Origin of the sequence: Polaromonas sp. (assembly GCF_049790275.1) — a bacterium.
Lineage (GTDB): Bacteria > Pseudomonadota > Gammaproteobacteria > Burkholderiales > Burkholderiaceae_C > Polaromonas.
Window position 1 is genome coordinate 1 of record NZ_JBAQYR010000137.1, and the last position, 2,151, is coordinate 2,151.

General features: G+C 65.0%; 2 protein-coding genes. Both read right to left on the reverse strand.

Annotated elements, in window-relative coordinates; genetic code table 11:
• Nucleotides 1-1,048: HAMP domain-containing protein (locus tag WA904_RS18775; RefSeq protein WP_425198648.1), on the reverse strand; the 1,048-nt coding region annotated here is incomplete at its 3' end.
• A gap of 349 nt (nt 1,049-1,397) precedes the next feature.
• Nucleotides 1,398-2,151, reverse strand: a 754-nt coding sequence (locus WA904_RS18780) for an MFS transporter (protein ID WP_425198649.1), incomplete at its 5' end; no start/stop codon positions are given.

Sequence of the window (2,151 nt, forward strand, 5' to 3'; positions counted from 1 at the left end):
TGGCGCCCATGGTGTCGACCACCTGGGAGACGACGCTGCCGCCGCGCACGGCGACGCTGGAGGCGGACACCGCCAGCTGGTTGGCCTGGCGGGCGTTGTCGGCGTTCTGTTTGACGGTGGAGGTGAGCTCTTCCATGGAGGCGGCGGTCTCTTCCAGGGAGCTGGCCTGCTGCTCGGTGCGGGAGGACAGGTCGTGGTTGCCGGCAGCAATCTGGCTGGAGGCGGTGGCGATGGTGTCTGTGCCCTGGCGGACTTCACCCACGACTTTGGACAGGCTGTCGTTCATGTCCTTGAGCGCCTGCATCAATTGGCCGGTTTCGTCCTTGCTGGTCACTTCGATATGGCTGCTCAGGTCGCCGGCGGCGACTGTTTGTGCCACCTGCACCGCCCGGTGCAAGGGCTGCGTGATGCTGCGCGTCAGCAACCAGGCCAGGAAAAGGCCGAGGCCGAGCGACAGCAAGGTGCAGACGATCAGCAGCAGGCTGGTGGCGGCACGCAAGTCTTCACTTCGCTGTGCTGCTGTGTCCAGCAGGGCCCGCTCTGTGTCCACCATCTGTTGCACGCCGGCAAGATAGCTGCGCGAGGTAGGCTCGAAGCGTTCGTTGAAGATGCGGTTGGCGCCTTCCACATCGCCTGCCAGCTTGGCTTTGCTGACTTCCTCGCGCGCCGCCAGGTAATTCTTGCGAAGCTCACCCACCTTGTCGAACAACTGGCGCTTTTCCGGCGTGTCCATCTGGGTTTCGATGAATTTCTGCAGGGCATTGGTTTGCGTGATTGCGGCTGCTGTTGCCGGTGCGAAATAGGCGATCAGGCTGGCATCGCCGCTTTTGGCGATGGCAGCGGCCCGCTGCACACCCGATGTGGTGTGGCGCAGCCAGTCCGCACCGGCCCGCTCGGTTTTGACGTTGTTCTCGACCATGGCGTTGATTTCAACGCCCAGTTGCCGCAGCTTCAGGACGGCAAGCACACTGCTCGTCAAAAACAGGGCAAGGATGATGCCGACCACCAGGGCCAGGCGCTTGCCGATCGAGATATTGCTTAGAAACATGAGCGGGACTCCAGAAATTGTGGGGAAGGAAAAAGCGGCATGCCTTGTGCCAATTGAATTTGCTGAATGGTTGGAACCGGAGGGGGCAGCGGCATGGGGCGAGCCCATGCCCATTGCTGGTCATGCGCCTTTCCTGTGCATGGCGGGCTATCCCCCGTCGCGGGGGCAAGCGGGCGCTTCATCTGAAGTGCCCGGATCTGGCGTCGCCCACGGCAGAGCGGCTGGCCATGCACCGCCTCCCTCGTTATCCGTTTATCGGCAGCCCTGCCGGAAAACTTGAGGCTTGTTTTGCAGAAAATTGTGCGGAAACGTTACGGCGATGGGCCGCGCCGGGAGAGGTCGGCCGCTCTCAAGCCGCGGGGATCGGCAGACGTCGGAGCCCGCGGACCCCGGAACGCAAGATCAACCCGGCCTGCACGATGAATCCGAGGAGGGCCAGCACCAGGCAGGCCGCCTCACCCCAGTTCGCTCCGACCCAACCGCCCAGCGCGGCGCCCACAGGCCTGGCCCCGGTATTGACGGCCAGGAAGATCGCCGACACCCGTCCCAGCATGGCGCCCGGTGTCACGGTCTGCCGCAGCGTGGTTGAGGTGATCGTCCAGATGATGGGGCCGGCACCGAAAAGAAAAAACGCGAGCGCCGCCACTGCGCCGGATGGAAGGGCCAGCGTGGCGACCATGGTCAACGCCGCCAGCACCGAAACCACCGGGCCGAGCTGGATGGCCCGGCCGAAAGGCAGCTTCGCGACAACACGCGGTGCCAGCAGGGCACCTGCCACCATGCCGGCACCGTAAGCGGCAAGTGTCAGTCCTACCGCGGCTGCATTCAGGCCGAGCAGCCGGACGGCATAGGGCACATAGGCGGCCTGCAGCACAAACCAGGAAATGTTCCAGGCCACGGCCGTCAAAAGTATGGGCCGCAGCAGCGGGTGGTCCCAGACGAGGCGTGCCCCGTCCTGCAGCTCGCGCAGCGGGTGCCGCTGTGGCGCCGGCGCGCGCTGCGGCTCCACCAGTTGCAGAAGCAGCGCCACCGCCGACGCGGACAACACGGCGGCCAGCACAAACGCAGTCGGTGCACCGGCCCATGTGACCAGTGCGCCGCCC